The sequence below is a fragment of the Bacillus sp. HU-1818 genome (assembly GCF_022695965.1).
In the GTDB taxonomy this organism is placed as follows: Bacteria; Bacillota; Bacilli; order Bacillales; family Bacillaceae; genus Bacillus; species Bacillus atrophaeus.
This window is the reverse complement of the sequence record NZ_JAAPBE010000003.1, coordinates 227,031-241,419: the sequence shown is the minus strand read 5'-3', so window position 1 is coordinate 241,419 and position 14,389 is coordinate 227,031. Positions and strand designations below refer to the sequence as shown.

The following is a 14,389-nucleotide window of genomic DNA, read 5'->3' as shown; positions in this document are numbered from 1 at the left end:
AGCCTTCACTCACTTACAAGTGGGGCAAAGCCCGCTTTTGATTCAGCCTGTTTAAACGTATGGACCGGTTGACGGCCATCCGCGCTTTTCTCCGTTTGCCGCCCTGATGCTTCTTCAATATCAAAAATTTGCATGAACAAAGCAAGCTTTTCCTCTGAATCAGCCTCAGCCGCAATCTCTTTCGCTTTCAAAATCGGATCACGGAGCATTTGATTAATAATGCTTTTTGTATGTTTATTCAGCAATTTCTTCTCTCTCGTGCTCAAATGGGGCAGTTTTCGTTCAATGCTGTTCATTGTATCTGATTGAATGGAAAGCGCCTTTTCTCGCAACGCCGAAATGACCGGAACCACACCGAGTGTATTCAGCCATTGTTTAAACTCAACAATCTCCGCTTCAATAAACAGTTCAACCTTTTCAGCTGTTTCACGGCGCTCCTTCAAGTTGGCTTCGACGATTCCTTCAAGGTCGTCAATGTCATAAAGGAAAACGCCCTCGACATCGCTTAAAGCAGGATCAAGGTCTCTCGGCACAGCGATATCCACCATAAATAACGGACGCCCTTTTCGAAGTTTATTCGCCCGTTCCATCATTTCTTTTGACACGACAAAATCATTCGCCCCAGTAGAACTGATTAAAATATCGGCTTTTGACAGCGCGCTTTCAAGCTGGTTCAAGCTTTGCGCTTCTCCGGAAAAACGGTCTGCAAGTTCTTTTGCTTTCATATAAGTTCGGTTAATGACAGTCACCTTGCCGATTCCTTGCCCGTGAAGATTTTCAGCGGCCAGCTCGCCCATTTTTCCCGCACCGAGAATTAAAATGTGCTTCCCGGAAAGAGTGCCGAAGATTTTCTTTGCAAGTTCAACGGCAGCATAACTGACTGAAACCGCGTTTGAGCCGATGTCTGTTTCAGCATGTGTCCGTTTGCCCACCGTTACAGCCTGTTTAAACAGCGCATTGAAAACGGTGCCAATCGTTTTCTCTTCTTGGGCCGCCTTAAAACTCGCACGAACTTGACCGAGAATCTGTGTTTCGCCGATGATCATGGAATCAAGTCCGCAGGCCACCCGGAATAAATGCTCTACAGCCGCATCGCTTTCATAAAAGGTTAAAAACGGCGATAGATCTTCTTTGCTTAGCCCAAACCACTCGGCTAAAAATCTTTTTATATAATAACGGCCGGTATGAAGCTGGTCCACGACCGCATAAATTTCAGTGCGGTTGCAGGTCGACACAATGATATTTTCTAGAATGCTCTTTTCTTCTTTTAATTGAAGCATCGCTTCTGCCAGCTCATCCGGCTGAAAACTTACTTTTTCACGTATTTCAATTGGGGCTGATTTATAATCTACTCCCACAACAAGAATATGCATAGCCTTTTATTGCACCCCCAACACCCAACTTTTATTTATAATCATTCTAACATAGAATTCATTATTTATAATGATTATAACATAGTTTCTTTTAGAAAATGTGAACAGATTTCAAAAATGTTATGCTATATTATAAAAAGCTTCACGAAGGAAGCAGGTTCCTATTGAAAATACCAAAAACAGCAGAGATTTACCAAAAATCCGCTCATCAAACAAGAAGGTGATCCAATGAAAAAATCAATTTTATTTCCTTGTCTGCTGCTGGCCTCGTCATTATACGCATGGCTTCAAAGCGGTCAATTAGAATTATTTTCAGGCCAAGATCAATGGCCCGTTCTTCTTATGCTTTTAGGCGCCGCGTTTATTTATCAAGGTAAAAAAGAAGCGGCAGCCTCTCATTTCTTTATTGGCATGGTTCTTTTCGGAATGGGTTTGCACTTTTTCGCGAAACTGTCATTAGATTGGTGGCCGGATGATTTTGAAATGATTATATTCGTTATTGGCTTCTCTCTGCTTGCGTCAACTATTCAAAAAAAAGAATATGTATTTGAAGCCATTTCGATGATTTGTTTTTCCCTGTTTCTGTACTTTTTCAAACAGATTACAGCTTGGCTTGATTCTGCGCATATCCCGACGGCGCTTTTTAAAGAGTACTGGCCGTTTGTGTTTATTGCGATCAGTTTATTGTTATTATTGATAAAAAGAAAAAAAACTATACGATAAAAAACCGGCAGAGAAAGTCTCTACCGGTTTATCATTTTTTTAATGGCTCCCCACGCTTCATCTTTCCCCTTTTTCGTTTCAGAGGAAAACAGAATCAGCTCGTCTTCCGGCTCGATATTAAGCGTTTGTCTGACCACTTTTGCGTGTTTATCCCATTTCCCTTTCGGAATCTTGTCCGCTTTCGTAGCGATAATAATGACAGGAATGCCATAATGCTTTAAGAAATCATACATTGACACATCATCTGCTGACGGGGCGTGCCTCAAATCAACGATCTGCACCACGGCTTTCAATTCCTCACGTGTGGTGATATAGGTTTCAATCATCCTGCCCCACGCTTCACGCTCTGTTTTTGAGACTTTGGCAAAGCCATAACCAGGTACATCCACGAAATGAAGTTCATCGTTTATGATATAAAAATTCAAGGTTTGTGTTTTTCCCGGTTTAGATGATGTTCTGGCAAGATTTTTACGATTGATTAATGAATTGATAAAAGATGACTTTCCTACATTTGATCTTCCGGCCAGCGCAATTTCCGGCAGGCCCCCCTCAGGGTACTGTTCCGGTTTTACTGCGCTGATCACGATATCTGACTTTGTTACTTTCATGTTTTCTCTCCCACTAAAGCATACTCCAAGACTTCGTCTAGATGTGACGCTAACACAAAGGTTAACCCTTCTCTGACGCTTTCGGGTATGTCTTCTATATCTTTTTCGTTGTCCTTCGGCGCAATAATTGTGGTTAGACCCGCACGATGTGCGCCGAGCGCTTTTTCTTTCAGTCCGCCGATCGGCAGCACGCGGCCTCTCAGCGTAATTTCTCCTGTCATCCCGACTTCCCGGGATACCGGGCGCCCTGTTAAAGCGGAAACAAGTGCTGTGGCCATTGTTATTCCCGCTGACGGCCCGTCTTTAGGGACCGCTCCTTCCGGAACATGGATGTGAATATCATATTTCTCATGAAAATCAGGTTTGATTCCGAGCTCTTCAGCTTTTGAACGGACATAACTGAATGCCGCCTGTGCCGATTCTCTCATCACATCCCCAAGCTTTCCGGTCAAAATGAGCTTGCCTTTCCCAGGTGATAACGATACTTCAATGGACAGCGTGTCTCCTCCGACCGTCGTGTAGGCCAATCCCGTGACGACCCCCACCTGATCTTCCGTTTCCGCTTGGCCGTATCTGAAAATCCGTTTGCCGATAAAATCCTGAAGATTTTTTTCAGTCACCGTAATCCGCTTTCTTTCCTTTGCTACGATTGATTTGGCAGCTTTACGGCAAATTGCGGCAAGCTGGCGTTCAAGGCTTCTGACCCCTGCTTCTCTCGTATAGTAACGGATGATATCAAGAATCGCCTGATCGCGTAATTGCAAGTTTCCTTTTTTCAGACCGTGCTCTTTAAGCTGTTTCGGCAGTAAATGATCTTTTACAATTTCAAGCTTCTCTATTTCAGTATATCCTGATATATTGATGATTTCCATTCTGTCTCTGAGAGGGCCCGGAATCGTTGCCAGATTATTAGCCGTTGCGATAAAAAGAACTTTCGATAAATCAAAGTTTTCTTCAATGTAGTGATCACTGAATGTGCTGTTTTGTTCCGGATCCAGCACTTCAAGCATAGCAGACGAAGGGTCGCCTCTGAAATCCGAAGACATCTTATCAATTTCATCTAACAAGAAAACCGGATTCAGCTTGCCGGCTTTTTTCATTCCCTGAATAATACGCCCCGGCATCGCACCGACATAGGTTCGTCTGTGTCCGCGGATTTCTGATTCATCACGAACACCGCCAAGCGAGATTCTCACAAAGCTGCGGCCCATGCTTTTCGCAATGGATTTTGCCAGAGATGTTTTCCCGACTCCCGGAGGCCCCGCCAGACAAAGAATCGGACCTTTTAATGATTTTGTCAGCTGCTGAACGGCTAAGTATTCCAAAATCCGTTCTTTTACTTTCTCCAGTCCGTGATGCTCTTCATCTAAAAGATCACCGGCTGCTTTTATGTCAAGCTTATCTTCTGTCGCATCCGTCCAAGGGAGCGCAATAAGCCAGTCGATATAATTGCGGATCACAGAGCTTTCCGCGGAACTGGACGGGACTTTTTCGTAACGGCTTAATTCTTTCAGCGCCGTTTCTTTGACATGGTCCGGCATGCCCGCTTGTTCGATTTTTTCTGTCAAGGTTTGGACCTCGCCCGTTTTCCCTTCTTTATCGCCAAGCTCTTTTTGAATCGCCTTCATCTGTTCGCGCAAATAATATTCCTTTTGCGTGCGCTCCATCGACCGTTTGACGCGCTGGCCGATTTTCTTCTCAATTTCAAGCACTTCTTTTTCATTATTGATCAAATCAATTACTTTGTTCAGCCTGTCTTTTACAGCAGCCGTTTCTAAAATATCCTGTTTGTCCTTTAATTTCAGCGGAAGATGCGAAGCGACGATGTCCGCCATTCTGCCGGGCTCTTCAATATCAGTAACAGCGGCATAGGTTTCAGCCGATATTTTTTTAGAAATTTTTATGTACTGGTCAAAATGGTCCAACAAGGTACGCATCAGCGCTTCGTCTTCTACGTCTTTCGAATCATCTTCGTGAATGAGCTGAATATCAACTGTTGTATACTCTTCCAGTTCCGTGTATTCAGTGATTTGCGCGCGTTGTATCCCCTCAACCAGAACTCGGATTGTTCCGTTCGGAAGTTTCAGCATCTGTTTGATTTTTGTATAGGTGCCGACAGTAAAAATTTCATTTTCACCCGGTTCGTCTATAGAAATATCCTGCTGAGTGGCTAAAAATATCATATGATCATGCATCATTGCCTGTTCAAGAGCCTGAACCGACTTATCACGGCCCACATCTAAATGCAAAACCATCGTCGGGTACACCAATAAGCCTCTTAAAGGGAGGAGCGGGATGCTGCGTTTTAATTCTTCTGCCATGTGACTGACACCTCCGTGACTTTAGTATGAACCATTATAATACAACTTTTTCATCCTTGTACAATTCCAGGATTTCATAGTTCCGAAATTGACAACATGTATCCATCCGGTTCGATTTTCTAAAAAGCAGTCTCCTCGTAGTATACCCTTTCTTTCTAATCTGAAAAAGGAAAAGATGACCTTCATGAAAAAAACCCTATTATTATAATAGGGTTAAACGGATTCTTGATTGATTTCGATGGGAAATGGTTTTTGCTCAGAAGGCGGATCAATTAACACCGCATCCAGCACCTCTTGGAACGTTTTGACCGTTATAATAGTGATGCCATCAATTTGTTTGAGAATCGACTGCTTATTGTCATAAGGAATGATGACCTTCTGTGCACCGGAGTGTTTCGCCGCTTTAATCTTAGGAATTACACCGCCGATTGGCTTTACAAGCCCGTTTAAGCTGATTTCTCCTGTCATCGCAACCTTATTGTCAATCGGAATCTTATGAATCGCAGAAAAAATCCCCGCCGCCATCGCTATACCCGCGGAAGGTCCGTCAATCGGAATGCCGCCGGGAAAATTGATATGAATATCATAATCCGTCGGTTTGATTCCCATTGTGCGGAGAACGGTTAACACGTTTTCCACTGAGCCTTTCGCCATGCTTTTCCGGCGAATTGATTTGGATTGGCTGCCGATGCTCTCTTCTTCCGCAATCCCGGTGATGTTAATTGACCCCTTATCCTGAGCAGCCGTTACATTCACTTCAATTTCGAGCAATGAGCCGCTGTTAGGCCCGTAAACAGCAAGTCCGTTTACGATCCCGACTTGCGGGGCGGAACCGATTTTCTGTTCGTGTTTAGGAGTCAGCTGACTGGAATGGACGACCCATTCAACATCTTCAATGGTAATGTCCTTTCGTTCTTCAGTGACTGCCATACCGGCAGCGATTTGAATCATATTGACAACTTCTCGCCCGTTTCGTGTATAGCTCGTTAATAAATCAAGCCCCTCGTCAGAAATGTCTTTTTGAATCTTATCTGCCGCTGTTTTCGCAACTGCTTTCAGCTCGTCTTTCTCAAGCTCCCGGAAAAACACTTCTAAACAGCGGGAACGAATCGCCGGCGGAATCTCGTTCGGCATTCTCGTTGTCGCCCCAATAAGGCGAAAATCAGCCGGAAGCCCGTTTTGAAAAATATCATGGATGTGATTGGGGATTTGCGTATTCTCTTCACTGTAATAAGCGCTGTCCAAGAACACTTTGCGATCCTCTAGCACCTTGAGCATTTTATTCATTTGAATAGGGTGCAGCTCTCCGATTTCATCAATAAACAGCACCCCTCCGTGGGCATGCGTCACAGCCCCCTGCTTCGGCTGCGGAATTCCGGCCTGCCCCATTGCACCAGCTCCTTGATAAATCGGATCATGCACTGAGCCGATGAGCGGATCTGCAATTCCCCTTTCGTCAAAACGGGCTGTCGTCGCATCCAATTCTACAAAAACAGCTTGTTCATTAAAGGGTGATTGTTTATGTTTTTTTGCTTCTTCCAGCACAAGACGGGCCGCAGCTGTTTTGCCGACGCCCGGAGGCCCGTAGACGATAACGTGCTGCGGATTAGGCCCGCACAATGCGGCTTTTAAAGCTTTAATCCCATCTTCCTGTCCGACAATGTCCTGAAAGCTTTTAGGCCGAACTTTTTCTGATAAAGGCTCTGATAAGCGGATAGAGCGCATTTTACGCAGCTGCTCCATCTCCTTTTTCGATTCTTTATCTATTGTAACCTTCTGTGTCCTTTGGTTTTTCAGCAAATTCCAAAAATATAATCCGATGACAATCCCAAAAAACAGCTGAATAAATAATGCGATCCCTGTCCAACTCATGATGGTCCCTCCTGAAAAAACGATTTATGTATCAATTTATTCCTCTGCCTGCTAGTATCTCCCAGACAAGAGCTGAATAAACGTTTTTGAGAAGAGTTTACACGAGAAAAAAGCCTCCTGAATGTCACCACTCAGGAGGCTTTTTAGACGCATTATGCAGATGTTTTATCTTCATTATTGATAACTGTGCCGTCTTTTAACACAAGACGCGGCGCTTCACCGTCTGCCACTGTTGCTCCAGTAATGACACATTTTTCGATATCATCACGGGAAGGCAGATCAAACATTACATCAAGCATGATGCCTTCAATAATAGAACGAAGTCCACGCGCGCCTGTTTTGCGCTCGATCGCTTTTTTGGCAATTTCAGCTAAAGCGTCTTCTTCAAACTCAAGCTCAACGTCATCAAGCTCAAGCATTTTCTTATATTGTTTGACAAGAGCGTTTTTCGGTTTAGTTAAAATTTCAACCAACGCTGTTTCGTCAAGCTGTTCAAGGCTTGCAATGACTGGAAGACGACCGATAAATTCAGGAATTAACCCGAAACGAAGCAAATCTTCAGGAAGTACTTTTGAGAGAAGCTCTTCTTTTTCCAGATCTGCAACTTTGTTATCTGATCCAAATCCGATCACTTTTTGGCCTAAACGGCGTTTAATGATCTGTTCGATCCCGTCAAAGGCGCCGCCGCAAATAAACAGAATGTTTGTTGTGTCGATTTGGATAAACTCCTGATGCGGGTGCTTACGTCCGCCTTGAGGCGGCACGCTTGCCACTGTGCCTTCAAGAATTTTCAGCAATGCCTGCTGCACACCTTCACCGGACACATCGCGTGTAATAGACGGATTCTCAGATTTTCTTGCAACTTTATCGATTTCGTCAATATAGATAATGCCTTTTTCCGCTTTTTCCACATCATAATCGGCTGCTTGGATGAGCTTTAATAGGATGTTTTCAACATCTTCACCGACATATCCGGCTTCCGTTAATGATGTAGCGTCAGCAATGGCAAACGGTACATTTAATATACGGGCCAGAGTTTGGGCAAGAAGGGTTTTACCGCTTCCCGTCGGTCCGATCATTGAAATGTTACTTTTTGACAGCTCAACATCGTCCACTTTGCTGTTGGAGTTGATACGCTTATAGTGGTTATAAACGGCAACAGCCAGTGATTTTTTCGCTTGTTCCTGTCCGATAACATATTCGTTGAGAATTTCACGAATTTCCTGCGGCTTCGGAACGTCCTTAAATTCTACTTCTTCTTCTGTTCCGAGTTCCTCTTCTACAATCTCCGTGCAGAGCTCGATACATTCATCGCATATATAAACACCAGGTCCGGCAACCAGCTTACGAACCTGGTCCTGTGTTTTTCCGCAGAACGAGCATTTTAATTGTCCTTTTTCCTCGTTGAATTTAAACATTCTTTCACCCCTTAATCTTGTCTCACTTTTTTCTTTTACCGGCAGAGCAAAAGAAAATGATTCTTGAAACGATCGAGTATGTATTGCATTTTACCATACTTTCCAAAAAGACGGTAACGATGTGTTTCTTACTTGCACATTCTATATGTATGACAAAAATCAGCCCGGCATTATCTATCTTGCCCCAAGAAAAAGAGATATATCATAATTGTACAAAACAAGGCACGAATTATTCGCGCCCTGTTTTGTTATAACTATTATTATGCACCATCTTAACGGTTTTCTACAAGAAAATCAATTGCTTTGCGAACTTTTAAATCTTCTTTCATTGCGTCAGTTGAACCGATCGCTTGTTTGATGTTTTCAACAGGCATGTTGTATGCTTCAGCCATTTTAGAAAGCTCGGCATCTACTTCCTCATCTGTTACTTCAAGATTTTCCGCTTGAGCGATTGCTTCAAGAGTCAGGTTAGATTTTACGCGTTTTGCAGCATCTTCTTTCATTTGCTCTTTTAACGCGTTTTCGTCTTGTCCTGAGAATTGAGTGTAAAGCTCAAGGTTCATACCTTGCATTTGCAGACGCTGTTCGAATTCTTTCATCATGCGGTCAAGCTCAGTGTCAATCATAGCCTGAGGCACGTCAGCTTCAGCATTTTCAGAAGCTTTCAGAACAAGCTCTTCACGCAATTTAGCGTCAGCTTCGTTTTCTTTCGCTTCTTCTAAACGTTTCTTTGTTTTTTCAGTCAATTCAGCAAGAGTTTCAACTTCTTCATCTACGTCTTTTGCGAATTCGTCATCAAGCTCAGGAAGTTCTTTTGCTTTGATTTCATGGATTTTCACTTTGAAAACAGCAGGCTTTCCGGCAAGGTCTTCAGCATGGTACTCTTCAGGGAATGTCACTTCAACATCCTTTTCAGCGCCAGCTTCAAGGCCTGTAAGCTGCTCTTCGAAGCCAGGAATGAATGAGCCTGAACCAACTTCAAGTGAGTAGTTCTCAGCTTTTCCGCCTTCGAATGCTTCTCCGTCTACGAATCCTTCGAAATCAAGAACAACTGTGTTTCCTTCTTCTACAGTGCCTTCTTCTTTTACGACAAGCTCAGCTTGACGCTCTTGAAGTGCTTTCAATTCGTTTTGGACGTCTTCGTCAGTTACAGCCGTTTCGTCTTTTTCAACGTTTAGGCCTTTGTAATCGCCAAGCTTCACTTCAGGTTTAACAGTTACTTTAGCAGTGAAGATCAAGCTTTCGCCTTTTTCGATTTTTTCAACGTCGATTTCCGGACGGTCTACAGGCTCGATACCCGCTTCTTCAATTGCTTTCGGGTATTCTACAGGAAGTAAAATATCCAAAGCATCTTGGTAAAGAGCTTCAACGCCAAAGCGCTGTTCGAATAATCCGCGAGGAATTTTTCCTTTACGGAAGCCTGGAATTGATACTTGCTTCACTACTTTTTTAAATGCATCATCAAGAGCTGTTTTAAACGTTTCAGCATCTACTTCAACCGTTAAAACGCCTTCGTTTCCTTCTTGTTTTTCCCATTTTACTGACATGCGTTTCCCTCCAAAAATCTATTCAGGTTGTGTCGGTTTTCCATTCTAAAGCAATGTAACGGCTTCGTCCAACAAAAACAAAGCTGCTAAAGATCAGAATCATTATGTACAATGAAAGCCTGTCCAACCATATTTCCTATTCTTTAACCCGTTATACACAAATACAACCATTATATTATAACATAACACATAACGCTTTCAACTATATGGTGCGATTTACAAATAAGAAATTTCTTCAATATTTTTGATCATCGTACACGCTTCTTCAAGTTCCCTGTCGGTGAACTCATACATCATGTGCAGTTCTTCTCTGTCAATTTCAATTCCGTGCATCTCATAACCGACTTTATGCAGAGCAGCCGCCCACAGCTCGGCACTAAGCAATTGGGGCTGAAACGGATATAAGACGTACAGATGCCTTCTCCACAGCTCCTCAACGGCAGCGTACAGGGTCGGGTTCTCATTTCCGAGCGTCTTATCAAGCAAGCGGAGCACACGGTGTAAAATAGGCGCGGCTTCAGGCTGTACAGCTTCGCTTGGGAGAGTCGTCATGGATTCGCCGAACTTTGTGATATGGACCGGTTTGTTATAGTCATGCTCCGCCATTAAATGGAGAATCATTGTTTTGATGACCGGATGCGCGGCGGGATCCTGAAGGATTGTTTTTAGCAGCCCTGTATGGCTGGCCAAATTGCGGTCTTTTAATGAATGGATCAAATTCATTTGTTCCTCAGGGCTTGATAACAGTTTCTCTGTGTCCAGGCCGTCCTCGTCTTCTTCAGCCCAGGCTTCATCCTGACGCTCCGGATCAGTCATTTTCCGGCTGAAATCAAGCAGCTTATAAAATTGTTCTGCGCTCTCCGCCGGAAGCTGATTTTCTTCCAGAACGGCTTCAATCGTGCTTTTCACTTCTTCATATTGCTTTAGCTGAATCAAAATGGTCATGTAGACCTGTAAAACGGTAAAATAATGGCCGTATCCTTCTTTCAGCATTTTCTCACACACGTTTTTTGCATCTTCCAGTTCGCCAAGCTCTAAAAAACAGATAGCCATCCCTAAATGAAGATCGGATTCTGTATCTTCATAGTGCATGGCTTCTGAAAACAGCTGAAGGGCTTCCTGATACTTTTTTTCCTTCAAAGCAGCCATTCCCTTATCCACAAGCCGGTCTTTCAGATTAGGAAAAGGAATAATCTTTGCGTTTTTCTTGTCATGCGTCATACCTATATTCCTTTCAGGCACTTATTTTTTTCAAGTGTAACAACACACGTTCATAAACACAAGAAAGGAAAGGCTTGTCATTGATAAAAAAAGCTGCCGACCAAATGTCGGGCAGCTTTTTATCAGGCTTGAAGCCAAGAACTTCTTTTTGTTTCAAATTGATTGATTTCATCTTCAAGCAAAAGCGTTAAAGAAATTTCATCATGTCCGTTTACAAGCATCTCTTTCCAATGCGGATCAACATCAAAGGAAATCTGGTTCCCCTCGCTGTCATGAATCAGCTGATTTTCAAGATCAACAGTCATTGTCAAAGACTGATTTTCATACTGACCGGCGAGTTCCTTCCAGTTTTCATATGGCATACGAATCGGCAACATACCGTTTTTAAAGCAATTTTGATGAAAAATGTCGGCAAATGACGGTGCGATGATAATCTTAAAACCATAATCATCAAGCGCCCACGGAGCATGTTCACGTGATGATCCGCAGCCGAAGTTTTCTCCGGCGATTAAAATGGATGCTCCCTGGTAAGCCGGCTGGTTTAATTCAAAATCCGGATTCGGCTCTCCGTCAGCTAAGTATCTCCAGTCGAAAAATGCAAATCGGCCGTAACCCGTTCTTTCAATTCTTTTCAAAAACTGTTTCGGAATAATCTGGTCCGTGTCCACGTTAATTCGGTTTAATACGGCCGTTTTTCCTGTATGGGTTTTTAAAGGTTCCATCTCACGCACTCCTTACACAACTGTTTTTTCCTGATAATACTTCCTTACATCAACGAAGCGGCCGTGAATGGCGGCCATAGCAGCCATTGCCGGGCTGACGAGATGAGTTTTGGCGCCTTTCCCCTGTCTTCCTTCGAAGTTGCGGTTGGATGTCGACGCACAGCGTTCTCCCTCAGGGACAACATCATTATTCATGCTTAAACACATGCTGCATCCTGACTCTCTCCACTCAAACCCGGCTTCCAGGAAAATATGATGAAGCCCTTCTTTCTCAGCCTCCAGTTTTACGCTTTGGGAGCCGGGAACAACGATTGCTCTGACTTTATCAGATACCTTTTGGCCCTTGATCATTTCGGCGGCCTGACGAAGATCCGTCATGCGAGAATTCGTGCATGATCCGATAAACACATGCTCCACCATAATATCTTCTATTTTTTGATGAGGCGTAACACCCATGTATTCATATGCGCGGATTGCTTCCTTCTTATCGTCTTCCGCCGTAAAGCTTTCAGGCGCCGGGATTTCTGAATCCACAGGAAGAACCATTCCAGGATTGATTCCCCATGTCACCATCGGAGAAATTTCGTTTCCATTCAGGACGATTGATTTATCGTACACAGCACCAGGGTCTGTTCTTAACGCTTTCCATTCATCTACAGCTTTATCAAACTCTTCGCCTTTAGGCGTGTACTTGCGGTTTTTGCAATACTCAAATGTAATCTCATCGGGCGCAATCATGCCTGCTCTTGCACCTGCTTCGATCGACATGTTGCAAACAGTCATCCGCTCATCCATCGACATGTTTCTGAATACTTCCCCAGTGTATTCAATGACATATCCCGTGCCGAATTTCACGCCGTATTTACCGATGACGGCAAGAATGACATCCTTCGCCGTTACCCCTTTTTGAAGCGTTCCGTCTACGCGGACTTCAAGCGTTTTCGGTCGCTGCTGCCAAAGTGTCTGTGTGGAAAGGACATGTTCAACCTCACTCGTGCCGATACCAAAAGCGAGTGCACCGAATGCTCCGTGAGTTGATGTATGACTGTCGCCGCACACAATGGTTTTACCCGGCAGCGTCAATCCGAGCTCAGGTCCGACCACATGGACAATTCCTTGATCCACGCTGTGAAGATCGGCAAGGCGGACGCCAAATTCTTCACAATTCCGTTCCAGCGCAGTCACCTGACGCTTCGCAACTTCATCCTTAATCTCAAAGCGATTCACGGTAGGAATATTATGATCCATTGTCGCAAACGTATTTTGAGGCCTTCTGACCTTTCTTCCTTTTTGTCTCAAGCCTTCGAAGGCCTGAGGAGATGTCACCTCATGAATAAGGTGCAAATCAATATAGAGAAGATCCGGTTTTCCCTCACCATTTTTTACTACATGCCGATCCCAAATCTTTTCGATGATCGTTCGAGGCATCATCTTTATTTCCTCCCTCTACCTATGAACTAAGACCGCTTATTTTTCAAGCTGTCACACTATAGAAATTATATTTTCCCCGGCTAACGCAGCCTTAACTTCCTCAGTAATCGCCTGAGTGTTGCTATACTCTTGATTTTTCGTTAAATCTCTTGTTCTTTTACCAGCGGCGAGTACTTTGTTAACCGCATTTTCTACCGCTTTTGCTTCATCTTCCAGACCGAAAGATGTTCTCAAAAGCATTGCCGCTGACAAAATGGCCGCAAAAGGATTTGCCATTCCCTTACCTGCGATATCAGGAGCAGAGCCATGGACAGGTTCAAATAAATGAAGACCGGAGCTTGATAAGCTGGCTGATGGGAGCATTCCGAGAGAACCCGTCAGCATGGAAGCTTCATCACTTAAAATGTCTCCGAACATATTTTCCGTCACGACCACATCAAATTGGCTCGGCGCGTAGATCAGCTGCATCGCCGCATTATCGACGAGCATATGCTCAAGCTTTACATCTGGAAATTCTTTAGCGACATCTTCAGCCACTTCACGCCACAAACGGCTGGATTCAAGAACATTCGCTTTATCGACTGACGTTACTTTGCCTTTTCTCCCTTGAGCCATTTTAAAGCCTTCTCTGATCACACGTTCAATCTCTTCCCGCTTATAAAAGAGAGTGTCTACAGCCTCTTGTTCTCCTTCGCTGTTTACGTATCGTTTGCTCGGCTGACCGAAATATAAACCGCCTGTCAGCTCTCTCACAATAACGAAATCAACGTTATCAATGTATTCCTGTTTTAAAGGAGACGCGTCAGCAAGGCTATCAAACACTTTCACAGGACGCAGATTCGCAAAAAGATCAAGCTGTTTTCTAATGCCGAGCAAGCCTTTCTCAGGCCTAAGCTCTGAAGGGTTTTGATCCCATTTTGGGCCGCCGACAGCGCCCAGCAAAATCGCGTCCGCATTTTTACAAACGGTGACCGTTTCTTCTGGCAGAGGATTGTTATGTTCATCGATCGCGGTTCCTCCAATCAGGCCGTATTCGAATACAAACTCATGGCTGAAACTTTCGGCAACACTTTTCAATACGTCTACCGCTGATTCAAGTACTTCTGGGCCGATCCCGTCTCCGGGTAAAAGTGCAATTCTTTTCTTCAAGTTA

Annotated in this window: 11 protein-coding genes; 1 reads left to right on the top strand and 10 read right to left on the bottom strand. The window is 43.9% G+C overall.

All coding sequences use genetic code 11. The features are described 5' to 3' along the window. Positions 1-5: 5 nt before the first annotated feature. Entirely contained in the window at positions 6-1,373 is a 1,368-nt protein-coding gene (hemA, locus tag GXP75_RS11620; protein WP_214913790.1) for a glutamyl-tRNA reductase, read from the bottom strand. Between the two features lie 228 nt (positions 1,374-1,601). Here hemA and GXP75_RS11615 point away from each other — a divergent pair, with 228 nt between their 5' ends. Next, complete coding sequence (locus tag GXP75_RS11615; RefSeq protein WP_214913792.1) at positions 1,602-2,096, top strand: hypothetical protein; 495 nt, start codon at positions 1,602-1,604, stop codon at positions 2,094-2,096. A gap of 20 nt (positions 2,097-2,116) precedes the next feature. On the opposite strand, the gene yihA is transcribed toward GXP75_RS11615, so the two are convergent. From yihA to leuB, 9 genes are all read right to left on the bottom strand, one after another. Beyond that, on the bottom strand, positions 2,117-2,704 hold the full coding sequence (gene yihA, locus GXP75_RS11610) for a ribosome biogenesis GTP-binding protein YihA/YsxC (protein WP_010789392.1): 588 nt from the start codon (positions 2,702-2,704) through the stop codon (positions 2,117-2,119). Next, the gene (gene lon, locus GXP75_RS11605) at positions 2,701-5,025 is read right to left on the bottom strand and encodes an endopeptidase La (RefSeq protein ID WP_242556856.1); all 2,325 of its coding nucleotides are present in this window, start codon (positions 5,023-5,025) and stop codon (positions 2,701-2,703) included. The genes yihA and lon overlap by 4 nt, the downstream gene beginning before the upstream one ends. A gap of 213 nt (positions 5,026-5,238) precedes the next feature. Beyond that, on the bottom strand, positions 5,239-6,897 hold the full coding sequence (lonB, locus tag GXP75_RS11600) for an ATP-dependent protease LonB (protein WP_242556855.1): 1,659 nt from the start codon (positions 6,895-6,897) through the stop codon (positions 5,239-5,241). Between the two features lie 152 nt (positions 6,898-7,049). Beyond that, positions 7,050-8,315, bottom strand: coding sequence for an ATP-dependent protease ATP-binding subunit ClpX (clpX, locus tag GXP75_RS11595; RefSeq protein ID WP_061572642.1), 1,266 nt, complete (start codon positions 8,313-8,315; stop codon positions 7,050-7,052). Positions 8,316-8,587: 272 nt separating this feature from the next. After that, positions 8,588-9,862 carry a trigger factor gene (gene tig / locus GXP75_RS11590; protein ID WP_150223065.1) on the bottom strand — a complete coding sequence of 425 codons (1,275 nt, stop codon included), beginning with the start codon at positions 9,860-9,862 and terminating at the stop codon, positions 8,588-8,590. Positions 9,863-10,078: 216 nt separating this feature from the next. Next, positions 10,079-11,083 (bottom strand): DNA damage checkpoint antagonist DdcA, encoded by a 1,005-nt coding sequence (gene ddcA / locus GXP75_RS11585; protein WP_242556854.1) that lies wholly within the window; start codon positions 11,081-11,083, stop codon positions 10,079-10,081. Positions 11,084-11,205: 122 nt separating this feature from the next. Further along, entirely contained in the window at positions 11,206-11,805 is a 600-nt protein-coding gene (gene leuD, locus GXP75_RS11580) for a 3-isopropylmalate dehydratase small subunit (protein WP_061572639.1), read from the bottom strand. Between the two features lie 12 nt (positions 11,806-11,817). Beyond that, positions 11,818-13,236 (bottom strand): 3-isopropylmalate dehydratase large subunit, encoded by a 1,419-nt coding sequence (leuC, locus tag GXP75_RS11575; protein ID WP_150223063.1) that lies wholly within the window; start codon positions 13,234-13,236, stop codon positions 11,818-11,820. 51 nt (positions 13,237-13,287) lie between these two features. Continuing rightward, positions 13,288-14,385 carry a 3-isopropylmalate dehydrogenase gene (gene leuB / locus GXP75_RS11570; RefSeq protein ID WP_242556853.1) on the bottom strand — a complete coding sequence of 366 codons (1,098 nt, stop codon included), beginning with the start codon at positions 14,383-14,385 and terminating at the stop codon, positions 13,288-13,290. Between the last annotated feature and the right edge of the window lie 4 nt (positions 14,386-14,389).